A 23,286-nucleotide genomic window follows, 5' to 3' on the forward strand; every position below is an offset into this window, starting at 1 on the left:
GACCAGGACGGGATGGCCTGGCTCTCCGCCTACCTGCCCGCCCACCAGGCCACGGCCCTCTGGAACAAGCTCACCGCCCTCTCCCGGACCATGCAGGGACCGAACGAGCACCGCACCCTCACCCAGCTCCGGGCGGATAGTTTCGCCGAAGGGCTCCTCAACAGCGGCAACACTACCGGCGTTACCGGTGCAGCCGGTGCTGGCGACGGCGGCGAGGGAACCGGTCCAAACCAAGCGCCAGTCCGGGCCGAGGTGCTGGTCACCGTGCCAGTGTTCGCCCTGCTGGGCTTGACGGACGAGCCGGCGGTGCTGGACGGGGCCGGCCCCATTCCGCCCTCGATGGCACGGGAGCTCGTCGCCGACGGTGCCAGCTCCTTCTACCGGGTGCTGGTGGACCCGCGGGACGGGGCGCCGCTGGAAATCGGCCGCACCAGCTACCGGGTGACCAAGGCGATGCGGAACTGGCTTAGGCTGCGGGACGGAAAATGCCCCTTCCCCGGCTGCAGCAACCACTCCCTCGACAACGAAGCCGACCACCTCCTCGCCTGGCACAACGGCGGCACCACCGGAGTCTCGAACCTCGGCCAGCCCTGCCCGAAACACCACAAACTCCGCCACACCAGCGGCTGGAACCCCACCCCGGCAACAAAAAACGAACCACCCGGCTGGACCTCACCCACCGGCCGCCACTACACAACCGAACACCAGGACTGGGAACCACCCAAGTGGCCAGATCGGGCTGCGGAAGTGAAACGCCTGGAAGGATCAATCGCAGGCTGTACGGACTTCGCCTACACCGGGCTCTCCCCCGGCGAAGAAGCCCTCGAGCAGTTCCTGCACGCCCGCGACGGATGAACGTTGGTTGGGCTTCCGCTCAGGAGCCGGCAATTCCATCCAGCCGGTACCGCAGCTCCACGATTCCCCTGCCCATGGTGCGCGAGGCCACCAACTCGAGTGGCGGCGTCGGGCCTGCCAGCGGAAGCAGCCGCTTGCCATCCCCCAGTACCACCGGGATGACGGAGAGGATAAGTTCGTCGAGCAATCCGGCCGAAGCGAACTGGGCGGCGAGGTTCCCGCCGCCCACCACCCAGATGTTCTTGCCGCCGGCGGCCCGTTCGAAGTCTGCGAGGAACTCGGTGACTTCGCCGCGGACGAAGGTGATGTCGGAACCTGCCGGAGCCGTGTACTCATGCCGGGTGAACACGTAGGAGGGTGTGCCCGGGTAAGGCCAGTTGCCCGGCTCGTGCTCCAGGAGCCAGGCGTAGGTTCCGCCGCCCATGACGATGCAGCCGACATCTGCCATGAACGACTCGTAGCTTTCCTTGCCGCCCTCAAAACCGTCGAACTGCAGCAGCCAGCCCAGGTCATCGGTGGGCGTGGCAATAAAGCCGTCCAGGGACGCGGCGACGAAGTACTGGATACGTGGCATGGAGCCAGCCTAGCCAACGGCATCAGCGCCTGCCAGAGGCAGGTCAGCCGGAAAAGTACGGAATGATCAGGTACAGCCCGAAGAGCACTGCCAGGCCGCACAGGCCGAAGCAGACGTATGCGAACGCACGCTTGGTTCCTGGGGACACCTGCTGCGGGTCACCGGCGATGGCGGTCAGCCTGACGCCCAGGGAGTAGAGGACCACCACAGTCACAGCGGCCGCCAGGGTGGCACCGGCTACGGTCAGCAGTTCCAACCACTTCATCGTTGGGCATCCTTCGTGTCGACGGCTTCGGCTTCCGCCTGGGTGCCGGCTTCGGTTTTGTTAGTGGGCTGGGTGTTTGGCTCGGCCTGGGCGTTTGCCTTGGATTTGGCGCGCACACGGGCACGTGCCAGGGCCTTCTTCTTGGCAAAACGGACGGCTTGTCCGGCTTCTTCCACCTCGATGGCGTTGTGATGGCCGACGGCGGACTTGCGTGAGTAGAAGAACATCAGCAGCACGGCTGCGGTGCCGGCAACGGCGGCAATCAAAACGCCAACCACGCCCGTCTTGACCAGGAGGGCGGTCAATGCCCCCACAATTCCGGCGGCGGGAAGGGTGAAGAGCCAGCCGAGGGCGATCTTGCCCACCATGTTCCAGCGCACGCTGGTTCCCTTGCGGCCCATGCCGGAGCCGATGACGGAACCGGAAGCAACCTGGGTGGTGGAGAGCGCAAAGCCGAGGTGTGAGGACGCAAGGATGGCAGACGCGGTGCTGGTCTCCGCCGCGAAACCCTGGGCGGGCTTAACCTCGGTGAGACCGGCACCCATGGTGCGGATGATGCGCCACCCGCCGGCGTACGTGCCGATGGCGATGGCCAGGGCGCAGGCTGCAATAACCCAGAACTGGGGTCCTGAGCCGGCCTCCTGGGTTCCGGCGGCAATCAGGACCAGCGTGATGATGCCCATGGTCTTCTGGGCGTCATTGGTGCCGTGGGCCAGTGCAACCAGGCTGGACGTGAAGATCTGGCCGGTCCGGAAGCCGCCGCGCTTCTGGGTGAGCTTGCTGCCGGTCTCGGGATCGTGGCGCGAGGTCAGCGCGTAGGCGAGGCGCGTGCAGATGTAGGCAACGACGCCGGCAATAAGCGGTGCGAAGATCGCCGGGAGGATGACCTTCTGGAGGAGGCCTTCAAGGTTGATGGAGTTGAAGCCGATGCCGGCAATGGCGGCACCGATGAGCCCGCCGAACAAGGCATGCGAAGAACTTGAGGGAAGGCCTTTTAGCCAGGTGATCATGTTCCAAAGGATGGCACCCATGAGTCCGGCAAAGATGATGTCCGGCGTGATCTGGACGCCGTCCGATCCCTCACGGATGATTCCGCCGGACACCGTTTTGGCCACCTCCGTGGAAAGGAATGCGCCCACGAGGTTCAGGATGGCTGCCAGCGCCACCGCGGTTTTTGGTTTGATGGCGCCGGTTGCGATGGGCGTGGCCATGGCATTCGCGGTGTCGTGGAAACCGTTAGTGAAATCGAAAAATAGTGCCAGTGCGATAACCAGCGCCACCATGAAGGTGATATCCACCTGTTGCCCAATCTGCAGAGTCGACGTCCAGCAGTTTCTTTTCCGCCGGCTGCCCTGCACAGATAATTCACCAGCTGTTCGCTTGGAATGACTTGTGGCGGTAACCAGACCGGCGTGAAACCTTATCGATCGTACGCGTACCCAACAACAGGTCAAAACAACGGCTGTCCGAGAAACGACCGTATCCGCTCCAGTTCCATGGGCGAGATGCCGCGTCTCGGATCGGGGGAAACGGCCAGGATGCGCCGGCCGAGGAGCCTGGCCCAAGCCTGGGCCGCCGCCTCGAATGCCAACTGGTCGTCGATCCAGGCAACAGCCTCAAGGCTGGCGGCTTCCACGTCCTCCTGGATGGCGCGAAGCTTCCACCAGCCCTCCCCCGCGGCTGTCCCGCCTGAAGTCAGGTAAGGCCACCGTGCCCCGTCCAGGCCAATGGCCGGGCACAGGTACTGCGGGGCAAGTTCCTCCCAGCTGGTGAGCCAGACGCAGCGCACCCCCGGCATCGCGGCAATGCCGTTCAGCCCGTCCACGAGTTCCGGCGCATAGGCCACGGGCAGGAGGCCCGCATCGGCGTACTTCCAGCCGGATCCCCAAGCGCTGGCTCCGGTTGGCCCGAACGGACAAACGACGCCGTCGACATCGAGATAGAGCGTGCGGGTCATTCCTGATCCGAACCGGGAACCTAGCCCTGCCGGAGGCCCGGTGGCCTGGCAGTGGCGGGCCGCTCATGTTCCGGGCCGGTGAATCTGACGTCTGGCTCCACGCCTACATCCTCGCACCGGCCCGGATTCTCCTCAATGACCCGGGGCTGCTGGGCCTGGGCGAGGACCGTTCAGCGCGCCTGCTTCCCGGCCCGAAAGAAGCTACCGTCCTAGGGTGTTCCCGTGGCAACTTGGGGGTTGTTGACGTTGACCAGCCAGGCCACACCGAACCGGTCGGTGCACATGCCGAAGATGTCACCCCAGGGCGCCTGCTCCATGGGAACGGTCACCGTTCCGCCATCGCCACTGAGTTTCTCGTAGTACCCGCGCAGTTCCGCTTCATCGTCACCGCTGAGCGAGATCGAAATGGATGATCCCGGCGCGTACCCCATGCTGTTCGGCGTGTCCGCCCCCATCAGCACCATCCCCTGGGTGGTGGTCAGCATGCCGTGCATGATCTTGTCCGATTCGGCCGGATCGTCGCTGGCCTGGAACTCGCCGAAAGTGCTGAGGGCCAGGTCGCCGCCGAAGACCGCCTGGTAGAAGGTCATCGCCTCGCGGGCGTTGTCGCGGAAGCTGATGTAGGGGTTGAGAGTGGTCGGCATGGTGGATCTCCTTGAATGGGGACGGAACATGGTGGAACCAGACAACATCCTGCCTCAAACGAAGGGCGGGTGGTAGGGGATGCCGAACGGTGGTGCGCAAGGGACCGCCTGGGCCGTAGGCTCAGGGTCATGGCCAGATACTTTGACGTTCACCCCCAGGACCCCCAGCCCCGCGCCATCACCCAGGCAGTCAAGATAGTGCTCGACGGCGGACTGATCGCCTATCCCACGGACTCCTGCTACGCGCTGGGCGCGCAGATAGGCAACAGGGACGCCCTGGACCGGATCAGGACCATCCGCCGGCTGGACGACAAGCACCACTTCACGCTGGTCTGCCGTGACTTCGCGCAGCTGGGCCAGTTTGTGCATATCGGGAACGACGTTTTTCGCAGCATTAAGGCCGTAACCCCGGGCGGCTATACCTTCATCCTGCCGGCCACCAAGGAGGTTCCGAAGCGCCTGCTGCATCCGAAGAAGAAAACGGTTGGCGTGAGGATTCCGGACAACCGGGTGGTTCAGGCACTGCTCGCGGAGCTCGGTGAGCCGTTGCTTTCGAGCACCCTGCTGCTCCCTGACGAGGAGGACCCGCTGACCCAGGGGTGGGAGATCAAGGAGCGCCTGGACCACCAGGTGGACGCCGTGATCGACGCGGGCGACTGCGGATCAGAACCCACCACAGTGGTGGACTTTTCCAGCGGCGTGGCAGAGGTTGTCCGGCGCGGCACCGGGGATCCCTCCCGGTTCGAATAGCTGCTGGCAAAGTGCGCACGGGTAAGGACTTGGGGCGACGGCGGAGGTTGCCTTCCGCTTCCGCTACTCCTGCTTGCGCGCCCGGCTTGGCTGCACCCTGGGCGGCTCGCCCGGCATCTTGGGGTAGTCCGGCGGGAACGGAAGCTCGCCCAGCCCGGCCTTGATGTCACGCTCCCACCACCCAAGGAGCGTGTCGATGGTTCCGGGGTTCCTGCCCATGTCCGCCCAGGGGTCACCGAGCGTCTTGAGCCGGTCCGGGACGGTGAGGATGGTGAAGTTCTTCGCATCCACGTTTTCCAGTTCATCCCAGGTGATCGGGCAGGACACCGGGGCGTGGGGCAGCGGCCGGGGGCTGTAGGCGCCGGCGATGGTGCGGTCCCGGTTGGCTTGGTTGAAGTCCACGAATACCCGCTCGCCGCGTTCTTCCTTCCACCAGGCGGTGGTGACCTTTTCCGGCATCCGGCGCTCCAGTTCCCGCGCCGCGGCGATGACAGCGTGCCGGACGTCAAGGAATTCCCGCGTGGGCTCCACTGGCGCGTAAACGTGCAGTCCACGGTTCCCCGAGGTCTTGATGAAGCAGTCTAGGCCCGCCTCGGCCAGGACCTCCTTCAGCGCCAGCGCGGCAGGGATGGCGTCGTCGAAATCGGTTCCCGGCTGGGGGTCGAGGTCGATGCGCAGCTGGTCGGGATTGTCCGTGTTTTCCGCACGGGAGGGCCAGGGGTGGAAAACGATGGTGTTCATCTGCACCGCCCATACGGCCGCTGCGGGTTCATCAAGGATCAGCATGGGATGGGAGCGTGCGCTCGGAAAGAACACCTTGGTGGACCGGACGAACGCCGGCGCACCTTTCGGCGGGTTCTTGGAGAAGAACATCTCGCCGTCGATGGTGCCCGAGAACCTCTGCAGGGCCACAGGCCTGCCACCGTTGGCAGCGATGAACGCTTCCCCGACATCGCAGATGTACTTCGCCAGGTCGAGTTTGGTGATTCCCGGCTCAGGCCAAATGACCCGGCTGGGGCTCGAAATGCGCATTTCCCGCTCGCCGTTCGGCCCCTGGACTGTGATGGTGGTCTGTTCGCTCGCCATGGGGACAACGTACACCCCTGCAACAGGAGGCCGGCAGATTTTGGCGGCCGGTCCGGCATGATGGACGCATGTCAGCTTCTGAAACCGCCCTCAGCATCCCGGTGGGCGAAGTCATGGTCTCCGGCACCTACGCGTGCCCTGACAGCCCGTCCGCCACGGTGGTGCTGGCGCACGGTGCGGGTGCGGGCATGGAGCATCCCTTCCTGCGCGGGTTCACCGACGCACTGAACTCCCTCGGCCTCGCCACCCTCCGCTTCAACTTCCCCTACCGGGAGGCCGGAAGGAAGTTCCCGGACCGCCCACCCACGGCGATCGCAGCGTGGCGGGCAGCCATGGCTGCGGCGGCAGGCCAGGGGGCGGAACACGGCGCCACCGGCCGCATCTGGGCGGCGGGCAAATCCTTCGGCGGACGGATGGCCTCGATGGCCGTGGCAGACGGGATGGAGGCTGCAGGACTGGTCTACCTGGGGTATCCCCTGCATCCGCCGGGAAAGCCCGACAAAGTCCGGGACGAACACCTTTACGGCATCACTTCACCGATGCTGTTCCTGCAGGGCAGCCGCGACACGTTCGCTACTCCCGGCATCCTCGAGGATGTGGTGCGCCGGATAGGACCCTCAGCTGTCCTGCAGTGGGTGGACGGCGGCGACCATTCGTTTGCGGTGGCCGGCGTGAAGCGTTCAGCCGCGGAAGTGGGCGCGTCCCTTGCCGAGCCTGTGGCTGGCTTCATCCGCGCCTCCGGCTGATTCGCAGCGGCCTTTGACGGGGCCGCTGCCCGGAACCAGGCGCCCAGGGAGTCCGGCTGTCAGGCGGCTTCCTCGTGCCACCAGCCTTCCCAGGCTGCGGAACTGAGCTGGCCTTCAGGGAATTCGGTTTGTCCGCTGCCGCCGCCGTGTGACCGGCTGTCATCACTGCGCCGGCCGTCGAGCAAGAGGTTAAGGCTGGTGAAGAGAAACATCTTTACGTCCTTCCGTTTCCTGTTGAGGACAACACTGTCCAAGTGGAAACGAGCCTATGCCGTGCATGTTTCAGCGCGTCGACGGTACGTAACGGGCGTGTATCGGAGATCTCACGCGGGGCCGCGGGCCCGGGGAGGCGAACGCGGCAGCGGGCTATTTCCGCTGCTTGGTCCGTGCGGTGGCCGGTGCGGTCCAGGGATCTTCCGGCCACGGATGCTTGGGATAGCGCCCCCTCATCTCGGCGCGGACCTGTGCGTAGGGTCCGGACCAGAAGGATGTCAGGTCGTCGGTGACGGCGAGCGGCCGCCGGGCCGGTGACAACAGGTGGAACAGGACCGGCACCCGGCCATGGACCAGGCGGGGCGTCTCTGCCAGCCCAAAGCACTCCTGGAGTTTGACGGCAACCACGGGCCGTTCCGTCCCCGCTGAAGGTTCCGGATACTCAATCCGCACCCTGGAGCCGCTGGGGACCTCCAGCCATTCCGGGGCGAGCTCATCCATCCTGGCTGCCTCCGGCCAGGGAAGCAGCCGCCGGAGGGGCCCGGTGAGGTCAAGTGTGTTGGCGTCCGCACCCCCTGCAAGCGCCTCGAGCTCGGGTCCCAGCCAGTCCTGCAGCCGGACAAGGAGCCCGGCCTCCGACACGTCCGGCCACGGTCCGCCCAGCTCACGGTGCAGGAAGGCGAGGCGGCTGCGCAAGGATGCTGCCGGCGTCGACCATTTGAGGACGGAAAGTCCGTCCTTTTGCAGCACTGCTGCTACCGCAGCCCTCCCCTCCGCGGGCGACGGACGCACGGGAGTGGACGCGAGCCCAATGGCGCCCAATCGCCGGACCCTGCGGGCGGTGACGCGGCCCTGCGTGAAGGCCGCCTCAACAGCCTCAGCCAGAAGGTGTGACGCCGCCGCCTCGGCAAGGCCGGCCGAGAGCGGAGCCGCGGCGCGGATCACGGCACCGGTGCCGGCGGAGTCCCTGCCTTCGGCGCGGGACACCTCGGCAACGGCCAGCCATTCCTGCCCTGCCAAGCTGCTTCCGGCCGGCAAGCCTGCCCGGGTCCCGGATGACAGCAGATAGCGCTCCGGCCCGTCGCCGGGGACCCTGCGTGCCACACGGTCGGGAAAAGCGAGGGCGACGACGGCGCCCACCACCTCAGTGCCGCCGGTGAGGGCAGGAAGCGCGGGAGCTTCGGACAGCGGGCCTGCCTGCCCGGCCAGCGCCTGGAGGCGGCGGCTCTCCTCCGTCCAACGCCGCCCGGCCGGCCCGCTGTCACTGCGCAACTGGGACATGAGCCGCACCAGGTCTGCGCCGGGAGCGCGGCCATCACCTGCCACGGCAGCCACCACCTCAGCCGCCGCCCTGGAGCCGGCCGCTGCCGCGCCGTCGAGCAGGGCACGGGCCAGCCGCGGATCGGCGGGAATGCCGGCGAGGGTCCTGCCTGCGCGGGTGGCCTGGCCGCTGCCGGACACGGCCCCGAGCTCCGCCAGAACTTCCATCGCATCATCCATGGCCTGCTGCGGCGGCGCGTCAGGCAAGGGGAGGCCCTTCCCCCTTGGGGACCCCCAGCACGCCATCAGCAGGGCGGCGCCCGTCAGGTCCGCCACGTTGATTTCCGGGGTCACGTGGGCCGGCGCGGCGCCAAAGGCTTGCTGGCTGTAGCAGCGGACTACGGTCCCCGGCCCCTGGCGGGCTGCCCGCCCGGCACGCTGGTCCGCCGAGGCCCGGGAGCAGGAGACTGTGACCAGTCCGTTCATCCCGCGGGCAGCGTCACGCCGCGGCTCACGGGCAAGCCCTGAATCTACCACCAGCCGGACGCCGGGGACGGTCAGTGAGGACTCGGCGAGGTCTGTGGAGACGATGATCCTGGCGTTGTCGCCCGGGCGACGGCCGGATACCGCGCGGTCCTGTTCCGCCGGCGCTGCCTGGCCATGGAGTTCCAGCACGTCCGTCCCTGGGCCAAGCAGGCTGCGGAGCCTCGCCGCGACCTGGGAAACCTCCCTCGCCCCGGGGAGGAAGACCAGGGCATCTGTGGCGCTGTTCTGTGCCAGTTCACGCCGGCGGGCTTCCGCGGCCGTCCCGGCCACGAACTCCAGGAACGCGGGCGTTACTCCCCGGCCGTCCAGCCTGGCGGCGGGAGCCGGCCGCCACTCTATGCCCAAGGGATGGAGCGCGGAAGGGCAGTCGACGACGGGTGCCGGCCCGCCGCCGTCGTGGTCTCCCAGCAGGGCGGCAAACCGGGGCGCATCGAGGGTGGCGGACATTGCGACGACGGCCAGGTCGCCGCGCAGCTGGCGGACTTCAGCGAGCATGCCGACGAGCAGATCCGTTTCCAGCCCGCGTTCGTGGACCTCGTCCAGGACCACTGCGCCGGCCGTGGGGAGGTCCGGAGCGGCCAGCAGGCGGCGCAGCAGGATGCCGGGCGTGACGAACTCGATGAGGGTTTCGGGTCCTGCCTGGCGTTCGCCGCGGACGGTGTACCCGATGCGGCTTCCCAGCCGGCTGCCGTCCAGGGCGGACAGCCTGCGGGCGGCGGCACGGGCGGCGACGCGGCGGGGCTGGGTCACGACCACCCGGCCCGGCTGGCCGGTGGCGGACGCAAGGAGGTTTGCGAGGAGCGGCGGCACCAGGGTGGTCTTGCCTGTTCCGGGCGGCGCCTGCACTACTGCCGTTCCTCCGGCACCTGCTGTTCCTCCGGCACCGCTGCGGCCCAGGGCTTCAGCCAAAGCCGCGAGCGAGTCAGCGAAGGGCAGTCCGGCGCCGATGGCCGCCAGGTTGAAGGCCTTGCCGGCTGGCGGCACCTTCAGGCCGCTCGGAGAAGTCATCCCTCCATTTTGCCCGGAACTTCGCTGCCGCCGTGACGGAGGCCCGGCCTGACACCGGGATCAGGGCTTTCCCGTACCTTTGGTCCTACCCCTGGAATCTTTGGCGGCTTCGGGCAGTCCCGGTCCCTGGGGTGCGGATTCGGGCGCCGGGGCGGCGGCGGGCGATTCCGGTTGGGGCGGGACGGGCTGCGACTGCGTGGCGGAAGCGTCCGTGGTGGGGGTTTCGGCTGCGACAGCCGTTGCTTTGGCTGCGGAAGCCGCAGCGGCCTGGGCTTCGATGTGGCGGGTGATCTCGGCCCGGACCGACGACAATGCGGCTTCGATGCCACGGTACCTGGACGCCGAGACCAGGCCCCCTGCGGCGGCAGCCTCCAGGTCATTTTCGAGCGCGTCCAAGGCAGCGAGGGCGCCGTCCAGCCTGTTCTCCGCGGCGGCCTGGCTCACGTTGAGCACGCGGATCTGCAAGCCCTGAAGGGTTGCCTCATCCGAGTCGGAGCCGCGAAGACCTGCGGAGGCAAGGAATGCTCCGGCCACCAGGGCGGCAGCTGCGAGTATGGCGGCCAGCACGGTCCAAACCGTCCGCCGCTGGGGCTTCGGGAGAGCCTCCCCCGAGTGTCGGGGCCCTGGAATCTCAGGCGGCATGCTTGCCCTGCAGGGGCACGACGGCGGCCGGCCGGGGGTGCAGGACCGTCACGGCAGTAGTTTCGATTGCGTCAATTGCCGGTGCAGGGACAGCCGCTGCTAGTGTCAGGGCCGCAGCAGGTGCCGCTTCCGGAACTGCTGCCAGGGGTACCTGCGTTGTCCGGGGGGCTTTCCGGAGAACCCGGCGCACGGCTGCGCGAAGTACTGCGGCGAGCAGCTGGCCCAGACCCACGCCCAAGAGCACGTGACCGGCGAGGTACTGGCCACCATGGCCTGCAGCACCGAAAGGCGCGCTGGCCGCCAGCGCCGCTCCGGCGGCGGCCACCAGGGACCAGATGGCACCAATAACTGCACTCATGTGTTCGACCTGCTCCCGCTTCTCCGACTAATCAGCAAGCTTACTACTAATGGTCAGCAAGCTTACTACCCGATCCGGACTACGCAAGCGGGACGCAAGGGTGAGTGTGCGGCGTGGTGCGTTGAGGGAGCGCCACAAAGAAGGAACTGCAGTCCCTACCGCTGCAGGTCGAGGGCCGCCAGGAGCCGCCGGACCGAGCCGCCCAGGTTCCACTCGCTGGCGAGGCGCTCCAGTTCGGTGCGCGGCTCCCCCGCAACGGGGCTTAGCTTGGCCCCAGCCTGTTCGGGGCTGGGCAGGTCCAGGTCCCGCACGAGCCTGACGACGGCGGGGGCAACCGAGAGGTAGTCCGCGGCGGCGGCCAACCTGGCCCGCACCGGTGCGGACAGTCCGCTGCCGGAATGCCCGGCCGCTTCCAGGAGCCCCTCCAGGGTGCCGTGCTTGAGCAGCAGCGACGCTGCCGTCTTTTCGCCGATACCCGCGACGCCCGGCAACCCGTCCGAGGCGTCGCCGCGCAGGGTCGCATAGTCGGCGTACTGCCGGGGCAGCACCCGGTACTTGGCCACCACCACTTCTTCGGTGATGACTTCGAGGTTCTTCATGCCGCGGGCGGTGTAGATCACCCGGACCTGACGTTCGTCGTCGCAGACCTGGAAGAGGTCACGGTCTCCGGTCACCACGTCCACGGGCAAGTCCGCGTGGCTCGCGTAGGTGCCCACGACGTCGTCGGCCTCGTGGTCAGGCGCGCCCACGATGGCGATGCCGGCGAGCCCAAGAACCCGGCGGATCATCGGAAGCTGCGCCTCCAGCGCATCCGGAACCACCTCGACGTCCGGTGCGCCCGCGACGGCCTCCGCCACCCGGTGCGCCTTGTAGGTGGGGAGAAGGTCCACCCTCCATTGCGGGCGCCAGTCATCGTCCCAGCAGGCGATCAGGTGCGTTGCCTGATAATCAGTGGTCAGCCGCGCAATCATGTCCAGCAGTCCCCGGACGGCGTTGACCGGTGTGCCGTCCCCGCGCCGGATCGTATCCGGCATTCCGTAGAAGGCGCGGAAGTACAGCGAGGCAGTGTCCAGCAGCATCAGGCGGTCAGGCATACTCCGATCCTCACACGGATCAGCCCTGCGCGGCCATCAGCCCGGGCCACGATTCCGCGGTTCTCCATGCCCGGCGTCCACGACCGGGCACCCATCCCGTGCTGTGGCTAGGAGGCCCAGTCGGAGTCTCCGAACGCGCGTCCGCGGAAGTGCGCACGCAGGTACTCCCCCACCACGGCGGCTCCGAGGTCCCCGGCCTCGGGGGCCACCACCCTGCCATCCACCCGGCGCACCATGCGCTGCACGAACCGTTCCAGGCTGGGGTCGTTGCCCAGCCTGAAGAACGTGGCCTGCGTGCCGGCACGGCCCAGCCGGTCCAGTTCCGCCACCGTCACCCGGATGGTTTCCGGGTCCGGTGGCCAGCAGAACCACGGTTCGCCTTCCGCAAGCAGGTGGGCGGTGGGCTCGCCGTCGGTCACCACCAGGAGGACGGGCTGCATGGAGGGATGCTTGCGGAAGAACCGGCCGGCCAGCAGCAATCCGTGGTGCAGGTTTGTTCCTTGTTCACGCCGGGGAGGCATGGCCGTGAGCTCGCCTATATCCATCGCCTGGGCATAGCGGCCGAACGTGATCAGCTCCAGCCTGTCCCCGCGGAAGCGCGTGGACACGAGGTGGTGCAGCGCCAGGGCAGTGCGCTTCATGGGCACCCACCGCCCCTCGGCGGCCATTGAGAATGAAACGTCCACAAGGAGGACGACGGCGGCGTGGGTGCGGGCCTCTGTCTCGCTCACCTCGATGTCCGCGGGGGTGAGGCGGAGTCCGGCGCCCGGGGTCCCGCCGTCGGCCGCGGTACGGCTGATCGCGTTGGTCAGCGTGCGCGTGACGTCCCAGGGCTCGGCGTCCCCGAACTCCCATTGGCGGCTGGAGCCGGTCTGCTCGCCGGCAGCTCCCGCCACGCGGGTGTCCCTGCGCCCCTGCCTGCCGGACAACTGTTTCGCGGTATCCCGCAGGAGTGACTTCCCGAGCCGCCGCATGGCCTGGGGCGAAAGCCGGAGGTCCCCGTCCGCGCCACGGCGCAGGTACCCGCCGTCCTGCATGGCCCGCTCGATCTCCGCCAGCGTGCGTGCGGTGACGGCGGCGTTCTGCCCAAGCTGGCGGGCCAGGGCATCCAGGTCCAGGTCGCCGAGCGTTGATCCGTTGTAGGACTGGGAAAGCTGCTCGGCGAGTTCGTCCAGTTCCGCGATGTCCTGGAGGACGCCGGTGCCGTCGCCGAGGCCCAGCCCCTCCTGCCCCTCGAACCGCTCCGACCCGGTCCAGTCCTCTCCGGGACGCAGTGACCGAAGGGTGTCGTCGAGCCGGTCGAGCTGGGCCATCAGTTCCGGCGACCCGAAAGCCTGTGCGGACAGGCGCATCAGCTCCTCCCGCTGCTCCGGCGACATGGACTGCAGGAGCCGCTGGGCCGCAGCTGCCCGCTTGGCCAGTGCGTCAATCAGCTCCTCCACGGACTGCGGATCTTCCGGGAAGTGGTGGCCGTGCCGCGCCATGAACTCCTGGAAGTCAGCCTCCGTGTCCTGCCCGCGGCGGTGTTTGTCCAGCAGTTCGTTCAGGTCCCGGAGCATCCCGCTGACGGCTGCCCGGTCCTCTTCCGTGGCGTTCTCAAGCGCCTGCTTCATGCCGGCGAAGCGCTGGTCCAGGGCCTCGCGGCCCAGCAGGTCCTTGATCCGCTCGTACGCTTCCCTGGCGGCGCCGGACTGCCAATCATAGGAAGCGAGCTCGTTGACGGCCGCCGCGGTGGATTGGGGCAGGTTCTGGAGCTGCATCTCCCGGAAGGCACGGTCCGTGTTGTCCATCATCGCGTCGCGGGCGAGTTGTTTGCGTTCCTCCAGGAGGGCGGTATCCAGGAGCTGCCTGACCTCGCTGAGGGTTCCGTCCAGCCGGTGCCTGCCAAGCAGTTCACTGCGGCGCTGCTGGACGCGCCGGGCGAGGTCGTCCAGGCCTTCCCGGCTCCGGCCGCCGCGCCGGAGGAATTCCTGCAGGGCGTGGCGGGGTGAGTAACCTGCCATCACGTCGTCGGCGACGGCGTCCAACGCCTCCGCCAGGTCGACGGGCGGGGCAAGGGGATCGGGTCCGCCCGTGTACCGGCCGTACCTGGCGGAGTGGTGGTGGCTGTCCATGGTGCCCCTAGCCGTAGACCGTTTCCTCGTCGTCGGACTCCTTGGAGATCCGGCGGGCAAGGTAGAGGCCTTCCAGGGCGAGTTCGATCGCGGCGGCGCGCTCGCCCTTTGACTTTGCGCCGAGGCGGATGCCGATTTCGTCGTAAAGGCCCGATCCATTCAGGGACGGCAGGTTCTCCAGGAACTCCTGCGCCGTGACGTGCTCTCCGGTGGTGACTGTGGTGTGCCCGTCGAGCGCTGCCACGAGCGGGCCGAGATCGAGGCCCTGGTAGTGCGCGCGCACCGCCTCGGCAGTGGCTGTGCGCAGGAGGTGGTCAAGGACGGCTTGCTCGCGGCCTTCCTCACCCGACTCGAACTCGATCTTGCCGGTCAGGACTTCCACCGCTGTCCCAAGGTCCACTATCCGGGCCACAGCCTCGGCCTCGCCGCGCACACTCGCCCGGCGGAGCGCCGCGGCAGCCACTGTTTCGGCTCCCGCGATGGCGAACCGCGCCGAAACCCCCGAGGTCTGGTTGATCGCCGGGGATTGCCGCAGCGCGCGGGTGTAACGCGCCAGGATCTCAAGGATGACCGGCGGGACGTTGGCCACCAGCTGCCCCTCCTGCCGGATGACGGCCACCTCGTCGTCGAGCTCGATTGGGTAGTGCGTCCGGATCTCGGCGCCGAAGCGGTCCTTCAGCGGCGTGATGATCCGGCCCCGGTTGGTGTAGTCCTCCGGGTTGGCGGACGCGACCACCAGCACGTCCAGCGGCAGGCGGAGCACGTAGCCCCGGATCTGGATGTCGCGCTCCTCCATCACGTTCAGCATGGACACCTGGATCCGTTCCGCAAGGTCCGGCAGCTCGTTAATCGCGATGATGCCCCGGTTGGAACGCGGAACCAGGCCGTAATGGATGGTCTCCGGATCCCCGAGGCGGCGGCCCTCGGCCACGCGCATCGGGTCCACGTCGCCAATCAGGTCAGCGACGGACGTGTCCGGCGTGGCCAGCTTCTCCACGTACCGCTCCGACCGGTGGCGCCACGCCACCCGCAGCCGGTCACCCTCAGTGAGGGCGAGGGCACGGTAGTGCTCGGTGATGGGCTCGAAGGGGTGTTCGTTCAGTTCCGAGCCCTCGATGACCGGCGACCATTCATCCAGCAACCCCGCCAGGGTGCGGAGGAGGCGGGTCTTGCCCTGCCCGCGCTCGCCGAGCAGCACCACGTCGTGGCCGGCAATCAGGGCGCGCTCCAGCTGGGGAATGACCGTGCGGCTGAACCCGTACAAACCTGGCCACGGATCCCTGCCGGCGGCGAGCGCGGCGAGGAGGTTGTCTCGGATTTCCTGGCGGAGGTCCTTGTGGGCGTGGCCGGCGGCGCGCAGCTCGCCAACTGTGAAGATATCGGGACGATCAGTCACCCCTCCACGGTAGCCCCCTCCCGTGCCGTGAATCGAGGACTTTCGCCAAACACCCGTTCGACGGCGGCTGCCCCTTCCCCCGGGAACCCGGGCGGGGCCGCGTCATGCCGGTGGACGGGACCGGGATGCGCCGCCCGTGGCCGCTGCTCTGAGGCCAATTTCATCCCGCGCTGCCGGTACTGTCCCACCAGCGGAGCACGCGAAGGCACCGCAGGGTGGTCATGCGGCTGGGGCCCTGCGGTTCTGGCGGGAACCACTGCCTGCCCGGGTATGGCGCGTACCGCTTCCAGCTGCCGTCAGGATTCCGGGCCGCGCGGACCCTTTCCACGGCATCCGCGAGCCGGGGATCGGGCGCTGCTCCGCTCGCCCGGAAGTATTCGAGTCCCCGGAGGACATCGAAGTGCCATTGCGGCGGAAACGGGAACCGGGTGAATGCCCCGTCGGCCACCTCGCCGGTGGTGTGTGAGCGGTACAGGTGATGGGCCAGGAAGAATTCGCGTCCCTTCGCGGCTGCCGCCCGCACGTCGGCCGGTCCGCCGGACCGCCCGTAGGCATCGAGTGCCTCGAGGACGGTGATGCTGGTGTGGAAAGAACCGTGGCGGGAGCCTGTCCGCCTGGTCTGGCAGTTCCACCCGCCGTCGGGAAGCTGTTCCTGGAGCAGCCAGGACACGGCCGCGTCCAGCCGCGGCTCCCCGTAACGGAAGTAGGAGGCCAGGAGGACAAGCATTCCTACGACGCACGTGTCCGGGGGTCCGCGCCACAGGCTGGGTCCGCCGTCGTAATACCTGGCGCCGTCCCACAGGCAGTGGCAGCCGCGGACCGCCTGCGGGTTTTCCTCCGGAAGGCCCAGCCGGTGCAGGAGCAGGAGCGTGTAGGTGGTGGAAGTCCACTTGGGCAGGTAGAGCCCCTGGGACCAGGTGCCGGCCCCGTCCTGTTCGCCCAGGAGCCGGGCGCCCCAACCTTCCGTTGCCACGCGGCGGCGTTCGGTGAGGACCTCGTCGTCGCCGGCGCCGCGCAGGTCCTGCAGCACCTGCCACCTGATCGCCGGATCGCCCTCAAGCAGCCACGCCGTTACCCTTTCCAGAGTCCCTGCCACGCCAGCCACGCTAGTAGGTTGCGCAGGCAGTGCGGTAGGGCAGTTGGACCCCCGGGGCCTTCTTGCGCCAGCATTGGGGCAAGGGCGAAGGCCGCGAATGCACAGGGTGCTGAAGGTCGAGGGGGCTGCAGTGGACAGCGGGTATGCGGGCGGTGACGCCCCGGCCGTTTCGGTGGTGATCCCCACCCGGAACGACGCGGAAATGCTGAGGACGTGCCTGCACCTGCTCTCCCGGCAAACCAGGCCGGCCCACGAAATCATCGTGGTGGACAACGCCAGCAGCGACGACACGCCCGCCGTCTGCACCGCCGCCGGGGTACGCCGCATCCCCGTGGATCTGCAGGGCATTCCTGCCACGGCCGCCGCCGGCTTTGATGCGGCGGCAGGGGACATCATCGCCCGGCTGGACACGGACTCCAGGCCCGCGGCCGACTGGCTGGAACGGGTGGAGGCCGACCTGGCGGCGGCGGGCCCCATGACCCTTGTAACCGGGCCGGCCGATTTCTATGGCGGGAGCCCGTGGGTCCGCTGGGCCGGAAGGCATGTGTTCCTGAGCGGCTATTTCAAGGTCTTCCGGCTGCTGCTGGGCCATCCCCCGGTCTTCGGTTCAAACTTCGCACTGCGGCGGGAAGTGTGGCAGGAGATCAGCCGCAGCGTGGTACGGGACAACGCGGATGTCCACGACGACGTCGATATCTCCTACCGCCTCCGCCCCGGGATGACGGTCATCTACGACCCCGCCCTCACCGTTGGCGTCTCGTCCCGACCGCTTACCAGCTGGGCATCCTTCCGCCGCCACGGGGCCATGACACTGACCACGTGCCGCGTTGAGTTCCGGGAAGAAGCGCCGCTGCGGCGCCGCCTGGACCGTTTGCAGGTACGACGGCGGCGGGAAGTGCGGCGGTTCAGCCGGCGTCGGTGGGTGCGGCACGGTGATCCACCGCGGCCGTGAGCTGGTCGATGCGTTCGAGCGCCGAGGTAAGCTGCTCCACGGCCGCCCACAGCGCCTGATGCTCTTCCCTGACCTGGTCCAGCGTGGCACCGGCAGACCTCAGGGTGGCGAGGTCGAAACTGACGTTCGTGCGTGCCCCCGCAACCGCTGCCCTCAAGGCGCCGAATCCGACGACGACATCAGCTATGAGCGCAGGGTTCCCGTTGGAGGCGAGCCAGCCAAGGTCATCAATGGCAGCAACGGCCCTTTCGCCCAGCACGGCGGAGGCCTTGGCTGCGTCAACGGAGGCCCGGTGTACCGCCCGGTCCCGTTCCGGGCCGCGTTCAAGCCGGAAGGCGGCGCCGAACGCTTCGGAGGCGGCAGCATCGTCGTCGGCCAACTTGAGGGCATCGGTGCGAAGGGCGCAGGCCCGCTCGTGCAGGGCAGCGAGTTCCGGCCCCTGGTGCTCCTTGGGTTCCGTGTAGCCGGCGACCATTGACGCCAGCGACGCTGCGATGGCCAGCATCACTCCCGTCCCTGCCCCTCCGCCGGGCGAGCCCTTTGACTCCGCCAGTGCACGCGTCCACTCCTCAACAGTTGAGCCTTGGGTGGTCACAGCAGCCGAATCAGTCATGCCATCAAGTGTGCCCTGTCCCCGGCAGGTATGCCGCGGCCGGCGACACCCCCAGGACCTATGACCGTCCCGCCGTCGTAATTCACTCCGGCGGTCCGTCCAGCACGGTGGGAATGTACTCGAGCAGCTGCAGCCTGCCGTCAAACGTCCGGCTCTCCACCAGCTTCAGGGCGATGTCGGGATAGCCGTCGTAGATCCGCTCCCGGCCGGTGCGCCCGGTAATCACCGGGAAAACCACCAGCCGGAACCTGTCCACCAGGCCCGCCGCGAGCAGCGACCGGCAGAGCCGCAGGCTGCCGAGCGTGCTCAGGGGCCGGGTCCCGGTCCGTTTCAGCTCCTTCACTGCCGCGACGGCGTCGCCGTTGACCAACTCCGAATTCGGCCAGCTCAGCGGCCCCTGGAGCGTGGAGGAGAAGACCACCTTCGGCACCGCGGCAAGCCCCGTGAGGCTGGCCCCTTCTTCCTCCGAAAACGCTGAGCCGCCGGCAACCGCCTCCTCGGACATGCCGGACATCAGCCGGTAGGTATTGGCACCGAGCAGATACGTACGGTCTTCCTTCCCCTCCTGGTCCAGCCAGGCCAGGTATTCCGGCCCCTCCAGTCCCCACCAGCCGGGCCAGCCCTCCGCAGAGGCATACCCGTCCAGGGAAATGATGAAGTCAACCATCAGCTCTGCTGATGGCGCCTCCGGGGTTGCTTCGCCCATGGCCGTCTCCTTTGATGGCAGGTGCCGGCCATGCTATCCCTGCTGCGATCGGGCCTTCAAGGGCCTGCGCTAACCGGCGGGAAAGGGCGTGGGCAACCATGGACAGGGCGGTTTGGCGGCCACCCCATTTCGGGCGGACTCCCCGGACTCCCCCTCCGCCGGCCGGCGTGAGATCATGTGCGGATGGAACGCCTTCAGCGGCTCCGTCCCGAGGGGCTCACCGTGCCCGGCACGTTGATCGGGATCAGTGCAGTTGCCGCCCTCTTTCGATAAAACCCCCCGCAAGCCCCCAGTGCCCTAAGGAAACCATGAGCAGCGTCACGTGCGATCTGACCGTATCCCTCGACGGATTCCTTGCCGGTCCGAACCAGACCCCGGACAACCCGTTGGGCGAGGGTGGCGAGGACCTGCACCGGTGGCAGTTCGAAGAAGCCGAGGCCAATGCCGAAGCGCTGAAGGGCATCCTCTCCGCGGGTGCCTACATCATGGGCCGCAACATGTTCGCCGGTCCCGGAGCCGGACCGTGGGGTAAGGACTGGCGCGGCTGGTGGGGCGAGGAGCCGCCCTACCACGCTCCTGTCTTTGTCCTCACGCACCATCCGCGTGCTCCCCTGGAAATGGAGGGTGGCACCACCTTCAACTTCGTCAGTGACGGCATCGAAGCGGCGCTGGCCCAGGCACGCGAGGCCGCGGCCGGCAAGGACGTCGCCGTTGCCGGCGGCGCGGAGATTGCCCGCCAATACCTTTCGGCCGGCCTGATCGACGAATTGCGGCTGCACATCGCGCCGCTGACCCTCGGCGCGGGCGAGCGGCTCCTGGACGGCGTCGGGAACCTGAAGCTGGAACCGACGGAAGTGCTGGGAACGCGCCTGGTCACGCATGTGCGTTACCGCATGATCCGCTAGGCGCTACCTTCCCCCTTCAATCCTGCGGCTCCGCTGCTCCTGCGCCAGCGGGCCGTAGGGATAGACGCCGGCCTGGGGCTCGCTGGCCTGCGTCAGCCCGCTGGTTTCGTCAGGGGTGAGCTGCACGTCGGCGGCAGCAAGGTTGTCCGCGAGCTGTTCGGTGGTCCTCGCACCCAGGATCACCGACGTGACGGCCGGCCTGTCCGCCAGCCAGGCCAACGCCACCTGGGAAGGGCTGATGCCGCGGGCGGCGGCGATGCCTTCCACGGCATCAATGACGGCCCAGGTACGGGGATTGTCATTGCGCGCCTTCCAGGCCTCCATGCCGCGTTCGGGGTTCTCCCCAAGGCGCGTGGCTCCTTGGGGGGCCTGGTCCTTCTTGTACTTGCCGGACAACCACCCGCCGCCGAGCGGAGACCACGGAAGCAGGCCAACCCCGGCGTCAAGCGCAGCCGGAACAATCTCGGATTCGATCTCACGGACCAGGAGGCTGTATTGGGGCTGCAGGGTGACCGGCGGGTTCCAGCCGTGGGCGCTGGCAACGTGGACGGCTTTGGTCAGCTGCCACCCCAGGAAGTTGGAGAAGCCGTAGTAGGCAATCTTGCCGCGGCTGACAGAGTCTTCCAGGAAGCGCAGCGTCTCCTCCAGCGGTGTGATCGGGTCCCAGGCGTGCATCTGGTACAGGTCGATCTGCTCCACTCCCAGGCGGCGGAGGGAATCGTCCAGGGCGCGGGTCAGGCGCCGGCGGGACGTTCCGACGTCGTTCGGTGACGTCCCCATTGGAAAGCGGCCTTTGGTGGCCACCACCGCGCTGTCCCTCTCCTCCGGCCGCTTGGCAAGCCAGCGGCCGATGATCTCCTCGGAAACGCCCTTGCTGTAGACGTCGGCGGTGTCGATGAAATTGCCGCCCGCAGCGAAGTAGCTGTCCAGGATTGCGTAGGACGACTCTTCGGTGGCCTCCGCACCGAAGGTCATGGTTCCCAGCGCGTAGCTGGAAACGACGGTGCCGCTGCGGCCCAGGGTTCTGTAGTGCATGGTTATCCTCGTGATCAGTTGGCGGTGGGATCAAACGTGAAGGCGGCCGCATCCCGGGTGGTGGTGCGGATCCGGTAAAGGCTTGTGGTCGCGGTGATGTAAAGGTCCTGGCCGTCCGGGCCCCCGAAGCACAGGTTCGATACCGTCTCGGGTACGGCAAGGGTCCCCAGGAGTTCGAAGTCCGGGGAATAGACCCGGACTTCGGGTCCGGCAGAGGTCCAGATCCTCCCCAGGACGTCAACGCGCAGGCCGTCAGCGGCGTGGCCGTCTTCAAGCTCGACGGCGGTCTTCCGGCGGCTGCATACGCTGCCGCTCACGTCATAGGCGACGATCCTCAGCGGTACTCCATGGCTTGGCCCTGCGGTGTCGGAAACGTAAAGCACCGACTCGTCCGGCGAGAAGGCCAGGCCATTCGGGTACACGAGGTCCGTGATCACGGCCGTGAGTGTGCCGGCAGCAGGCTCGAAGCGGAACACATGGCAGCCTCCGTACTCCTGCTCACCTTCATGTCCCTCCGTGGTGCCCGGAAGAATTCCGTACGGCGGGTCGGTGAACCAGATGCTGGAGTCACGCGAAATCACGACGTCGTTGGGTGAGTTCAGGCGACGGCCGCGGAAGGAATCCACCAGGCCAGTCACGGTGCTCTCCTGGTCGCGCTCGACCCGGCGGCGGCCATGGCTGCACTGCACTACGCTGCCGTCGGCGTCGAGCGTCCGTCCGTTGGTGAACTCAACCCCCACCGCGTACTCCCTGGTGGTGCCCGTGGCTGCGTTGAATTCGAGGATGCGGTTGTTGGGGATATCGCTCCAGCGCACAGTGCGTGAGCGGGGCACCCAAACGGGCCCCTCGGCCCACACCGAGCCGGTAAACAGGCATTCCAACTGGCCTGCTGTCAGTCCCTCAGCCATTTTGAGCCCCTTCGCATTCCAGCCTTCGCACGCCCGTGCCCTCGTCCGGGGCGATCCGGCCGGCGGGCGTCAGGCATTACGGGAAACGATAGCGCGGCGAGTCCCAGGCAGAGGGGAACATCCACGCGGGAGACCTCCATGTCCTCATCGTGAACCTGGCTGCCGTCCCGAAGGCACTGGGTTCGATCCGGTAACGCCGGAGTAACGCCACCAGACGTAAACCTAGCGCCATGTGGAGCGCGGTTCCCCGCCCGGCACTGCCAACACAACTGCTGCAGCCGATGCGCCCAAAGCGCAGCCCCGTCCGTGGAAAGGCCAAGGAGCCCAAGATGTCACAGCTACCCAACCAGAAGATCGTCATTTTGCGCGCCCCGTCCCTGGGCGCTACCCGTGACCCTTTCGATGGACCGGGAGCAGCCCCGGGACTCGAAAGCACCGCCCAGAACATCGCTGAACGCGCCGTGGGGCTGACGGTGGATCGGGAGGAGAACCCCTCAAATGCCACCCTCACCGCACTGCGGAACGATCCCACTGTCCTTGGCTTCGCCCCTGCCATGCCAATGAAACTCATTGAGCCCCTCGCCGCCGATGCGGCACCCGCCGCTGCCGCCACGTGGGGCGTCAAGGCCGTGGGCGCGGATAAATCGCCGTTCACAGGCGCCGGTGTGACCGTATCGGTCCTTGACACCGGCATCGACGCCACCCATCCGGCCTTCGCCGGCGTCAACCTGGTCACGAAGGACTTCACGGGGGCGGGCAGCGCTGACGACGACAACGGCCACGGCACCCACTGCGCAGGCACCATCTTTGGCCGCGACCTCTCAGGCCAGCGGATCGGCGTCGCACCCGGCGTCCAGAAGGCGGTAATCGGCAAAGTCCTTGGAGGCCCGAACGGCGGCAGCAGCGACATACTTGCCTCGGCGATGCTGTGGGCGGCCGACAACGGTGCCCAGGTCATCTCAATGTCCCTGGGAATGGACTTTCCCGGGTGGGTGGACGAACTGGTCAAAGTGAACGGCTTGTCCATCCCCGCCGCCACATCAATAGCCCTTGAGGGCTACCGCGCCAACGTCAGGCTTTTCGAGCAGCTCGCCAACCTTCTCAACGCCCGCGCCTCCGTCGCCCAGACCACAGTGGTGGTCGCAGCGGCCGGGAACGAAAGCGAACGCAATGGCAATCCCGCGTACGAGATCAACGTTGCCCCGCCGGCCGCGGCCTACGGAATCACGTCCGTGGCCGCCCTCGCTGACGGCGCCAGCGGGCTCACTGTAGCCCCCTTCTCCAATACGATGGCGACCGTGGCCGGTCCCGGCGTCGGGGTTTTCAGCGCCTGGCTCAACGGCGGCACCAAAACCATCAGCGGAACCAGCATGGCAACACCCCACGTGGCCGGCGTGGCGGCGCTATGGGCTGAAAAGCTCCTTGCTCAAGGCCCCCTCAGTCCGGTACTCCTGCAGGCCAAACTGATCGCCTCGGGAACGTTCCGGCCCCTTGCGGCCGGAACGGATCCAGTGGACGTGGGCGCAGGCTTGGTCCAGGCACCCACGAACGCCAACTAAGTGA

Annotated in this window: 24 protein-coding genes; 6 read left to right on the forward strand and 18 right to left on the reverse strand. The window is 67.7% G+C overall.

The features are described 5' to 3' along the window. A partial coding sequence (locus PV768_RS16380) for a DUF222 domain-containing protein (RefSeq protein WP_421093587.1) occupies positions 1-855 on the forward strand: 855 nt, incomplete at its 5' end. Between the two features lie 19 nt (positions 856-874). On the opposite strand, the gene PV768_RS16385 is transcribed toward PV768_RS16380, so the two are convergent. The 5 genes from PV768_RS16385 to PV768_RS16405 all read right to left on the reverse strand — a co-directional run bounded on the left by PV768_RS16385 (position 875) and on the right by PV768_RS16405 (position 4,295). Next, on the reverse strand, positions 875-1,429 hold the full coding sequence (locus PV768_RS16385) for a dihydrofolate reductase family protein (RefSeq protein ID WP_157242386.1): 555 nt from the start codon (positions 1,427-1,429) through the stop codon (positions 875-877). Positions 1,430-1,472: 43 nt separating this feature from the next. Next, entirely contained in the window at positions 1,473-1,694 is a 222-nt protein-coding gene (locus PV768_RS16390) for a hypothetical protein (protein WP_104997881.1), read from the reverse strand. After that, positions 1,691-2,992: an inorganic phosphate transporter gene (locus PV768_RS16395; RefSeq protein WP_421093588.1), complete on the reverse strand. Its 1,302-nt coding sequence runs from the start codon at positions 2,990-2,992 to the stop codon at positions 1,691-1,693. Before PV768_RS16395 ends, PV768_RS16390 begins: the two co-directional genes overlap by 4 nt. 152 nt (positions 2,993-3,144) lie before the next feature. Then, a complete protein-coding gene (locus tag PV768_RS16400) occupies positions 3,145-3,651 on the reverse strand; it encodes an HAD domain-containing protein (RefSeq protein ID WP_421093589.1) in 507 nt (168 codons plus the stop codon). A 209-nt stretch (positions 3,652-3,860) separates the two neighbouring features. Further along, positions 3,861-4,295: a VOC family protein gene (locus PV768_RS16405; RefSeq protein WP_157242388.1), complete on the reverse strand. Its 435-nt coding sequence runs from the start codon at positions 4,293-4,295 to the stop codon at positions 3,861-3,863. Between the two features lie 129 nt (positions 4,296-4,424). Here PV768_RS16405 and PV768_RS16410 point away from each other — a divergent pair, with 129 nt between their 5' ends. Further along, on the forward strand, positions 4,425-5,045 hold the full coding sequence (locus tag PV768_RS16410; RefSeq protein ID WP_321216159.1) for an L-threonylcarbamoyladenylate synthase: 621 nt from the start codon (positions 4,425-4,427) through the stop codon (positions 5,043-5,045). Positions 5,046-5,108: 63 nt separating this feature from the next. Here PV768_RS16410 and ligD read toward each other — a convergent pair whose 3' ends face one another. Further along, positions 5,109-6,131, reverse strand: a complete 1,023-nt coding sequence (gene ligD / locus PV768_RS16415; protein WP_421093590.1) for a non-homologous end-joining DNA ligase — start codon at positions 6,129-6,131, stop codon at positions 5,109-5,111. Positions 6,132-6,199: 68 nt separating this feature from the next. Between ligD and PV768_RS16420 the strand changes: the two genes are divergently transcribed. Beyond that, a complete protein-coding gene (locus tag PV768_RS16420; RefSeq protein WP_421093591.1) occupies positions 6,200-6,877 on the forward strand; it encodes an alpha/beta family hydrolase in 678 nt (225 codons plus the stop codon). Between the two features lie 59 nt (positions 6,878-6,936). On the opposite strand, the gene PV768_RS16425 is transcribed toward PV768_RS16420, so the two are convergent. From PV768_RS16425 to PV768_RS16460, 8 genes are all read right to left on the reverse strand, one after another. Next, a complete protein-coding gene (locus PV768_RS16425; RefSeq protein ID WP_197432528.1) occupies positions 6,937-7,089 on the reverse strand; it encodes a hypothetical protein in 153 nt (50 codons plus the stop codon). A 154-nt stretch (positions 7,090-7,243) separates the two neighbouring features. Next, complete coding sequence (gene hrpB / locus PV768_RS16430; RefSeq protein WP_421093592.1) at positions 7,244-9,904, reverse strand: ATP-dependent helicase HrpB; 2,661 nt, start codon at positions 9,902-9,904, stop codon at positions 7,244-7,246. A gap of 60 nt (positions 9,905-9,964) precedes the next feature. Beyond that, positions 9,965-10,471, reverse strand: coding sequence for a hypothetical protein (locus PV768_RS16435; protein ID WP_421093593.1), 507 nt, complete (start codon positions 10,469-10,471; stop codon positions 9,965-9,967). 64 nt (positions 10,472-10,535) lie between these two features. Next, the gene (locus PV768_RS16440; protein WP_421093594.1) at positions 10,536-10,904 is read right to left on the reverse strand and encodes a hypothetical protein; all 369 of its coding nucleotides are present in this window, start codon (positions 10,902-10,904) and stop codon (positions 10,536-10,538) included. 155 nt (positions 10,905-11,059) lie between these two features. Then, positions 11,060-11,998 (reverse strand): 5'-3' exonuclease, encoded by a 939-nt coding sequence (locus PV768_RS16445; protein ID WP_157242394.1) that lies wholly within the window; start codon positions 11,996-11,998, stop codon positions 11,060-11,062. Between the two features lie 107 nt (positions 11,999-12,105). Beyond that, positions 12,106-14,112 carry a vWA domain-containing protein gene (locus tag PV768_RS16450; protein ID WP_421093595.1) on the reverse strand — a complete coding sequence of 669 codons (2,007 nt, stop codon included), beginning with the start codon at positions 14,110-14,112 and terminating at the stop codon, positions 12,106-12,108. 7 nt (positions 14,113-14,119) lie between these two features. Further along, positions 14,120-15,508, reverse strand: a complete 1,389-nt coding sequence (locus PV768_RS16455) for a sigma 54-interacting transcriptional regulator (protein WP_370460750.1) — start codon at positions 15,506-15,508, stop codon at positions 14,120-14,122. Positions 15,509-15,668: 160 nt separating this feature from the next. After that, a complete protein-coding gene (locus tag PV768_RS16460) occupies positions 15,669-16,604 on the reverse strand; it encodes a hypothetical protein (RefSeq protein WP_421093596.1) in 936 nt (311 codons plus the stop codon). Positions 16,605-16,701: 97 nt separating this feature from the next. On the opposite strand from PV768_RS16460, the gene PV768_RS16465 reads away from it, so the two are divergent. After that, positions 16,702-17,556 (forward strand): glycosyltransferase family 2 protein, encoded by an 855-nt coding sequence (locus tag PV768_RS16465; RefSeq protein ID WP_421093597.1) that lies wholly within the window; start codon positions 16,702-16,704, stop codon positions 17,554-17,556. Here the strand turns inward: PV768_RS16465 and PV768_RS16470 are convergent. Continuing rightward, complete coding sequence (locus PV768_RS16470; RefSeq protein ID WP_157242398.1) at positions 17,510-18,169, reverse strand: cyclodeaminase/cyclohydrolase family protein; 660 nt, start codon at positions 18,167-18,169, stop codon at positions 17,510-17,512. The two genes, PV768_RS16465 and PV768_RS16470, sit on opposite strands and share 47 nt — an antisense overlap. A gap of 82 nt (positions 18,170-18,251) precedes the next feature. Beyond that, complete coding sequence (locus PV768_RS16475) at positions 18,252-18,875, reverse strand: dihydrofolate reductase family protein (RefSeq protein WP_421093598.1); 624 nt, start codon at positions 18,873-18,875, stop codon at positions 18,252-18,254. A 308-nt stretch (positions 18,876-19,183) separates the two neighbouring features. On the opposite strand from PV768_RS16475, the gene PV768_RS16480 reads away from it, so the two are divergent. After that, the gene (locus PV768_RS16480) at positions 19,184-19,780 is read left to right on the forward strand and encodes a dihydrofolate reductase family protein (RefSeq protein WP_421093599.1); all 597 of its coding nucleotides are present in this window, start codon (positions 19,184-19,186) and stop codon (positions 19,778-19,780) included. Positions 19,781-19,783: 3 nt separating this feature from the next. On the opposite strand, the gene PV768_RS16485 is transcribed toward PV768_RS16480, so the two are convergent. After that, positions 19,784-20,815 (reverse strand): aldo/keto reductase, encoded by a 1,032-nt coding sequence (locus tag PV768_RS16485; protein ID WP_421093600.1) that lies wholly within the window; start codon positions 20,813-20,815, stop codon positions 19,784-19,786. A gap of 14 nt (positions 20,816-20,829) precedes the next feature. Further along, positions 20,830-21,723 (reverse strand): SMP-30/gluconolactonase/LRE family protein, encoded by an 894-nt coding sequence (locus tag PV768_RS16490; protein WP_421093601.1) that lies wholly within the window; start codon positions 21,721-21,723, stop codon positions 20,830-20,832. Between the two features lie 329 nt (positions 21,724-22,052). Here PV768_RS16490 and PV768_RS16495 point away from each other — a divergent pair, with 329 nt between their 5' ends. Beyond that, positions 22,053-23,282 (forward strand): S8 family peptidase, encoded by a 1,230-nt coding sequence (locus PV768_RS16495; RefSeq protein ID WP_421093602.1) that lies wholly within the window; start codon positions 22,053-22,055, stop codon positions 23,280-23,282. The last annotated feature ends 4 nt before the right edge of the window (positions 23,283-23,286 follow it).

Origin of the sequence: Pseudarthrobacter sp. CC4, assembly GCF_048957775.1 — a bacterium.
In the GTDB taxonomy this organism is placed as follows: Bacteria; Actinomycetota; Actinomycetes; order Actinomycetales; family Micrococcaceae; genus Arthrobacter.